Origin of the sequence: Mesorhizobium sp. M7A.F.Ca.CA.001.08.2.1 (assembly GCF_003998455.1) — a bacterium.
Taxonomy (GTDB): Bacteria; Pseudomonadota; Alphaproteobacteria; order Rhizobiales; family Rhizobiaceae; genus Mesorhizobium; species Mesorhizobium ciceri.
This window is the reverse complement of sequence record NZ_RZPW01001344.1, coordinates 1-726: the sequence shown is the minus strand read 5'-3', so window position 1 is coordinate 726 and position 726 is coordinate 1. Positions and strand designations below refer to the sequence as shown.

The 726-nt window shown below is 68.5% G+C and carries 1 protein-coding gene; it reads left to right on the top strand.

What is annotated here, in order from left to right:
• Window positions 1-726: autotransporter outer membrane beta-barrel domain-containing protein (locus tag EN914_RS37275; RefSeq protein WP_127389775.1), on the top strand; the 726-nt coding region annotated here is incomplete at both ends.

Sequence of the window (726 nt, the reverse complement as noted above, 5' to 3'; positions counted from 1 at the left end):
CATCGACCCTGCGCCGCCGCCTCCGCCGGAATCCACCCCCGGCGATCCCGATCCGGTTGATCCGGCGCCGCCGGTCGTGCCGACCGATCCGCCGCCCGCGACACCACCGCCACCACCACCGGCACCAGTGGCGGATCCGCCCCCGCCGCCGCCGGTGGTGCCAACTGAGGTGCCCGACCTGCCGACACCGGCGGCGGGCGAGGAAATCCTGCTCTATCGCATCGAGGTTCCGGTCTATTCGGCCTTGCCGCCGGTCGCCGAACATCTGGCGATGACGACGCTCGGCACATTCCACGAACGGCGCGGCGAGCAGAGCCTGTTGTCGAACACCGAGCTGTCGCCGGTCTGGGGCCGCATCTTCGGTCAGGACAGCAAGATGGCCTATTCAGGAACGGTATCGCCGTCCTTTGACGGCACCCTGTTCGGCCTCCAGGCGGGCTTCGATCTGTTCGGCCGCGAAACCGCGTCGGGCCAGACCGATCGCGCCGGCCTGTTCGTCGCCTATGCCAGCATGAATGGCGACGTGCGCGGCCAGGCGCTGGGCAGGGACAATCTGTCCGTCGGCAGCATGGATATCAACGGCACCAGTATCGGCGGCTACTGGACCCGGATCGGTCAGGGTGGCTGGTACCTGGACGGCGTCCTCATGACCACCTTCTTCGGCGGCAACGCAACATCGTCGCGCGACATTGGCATCGACGTCGGCGGGACCGGCGTCACCGCCTC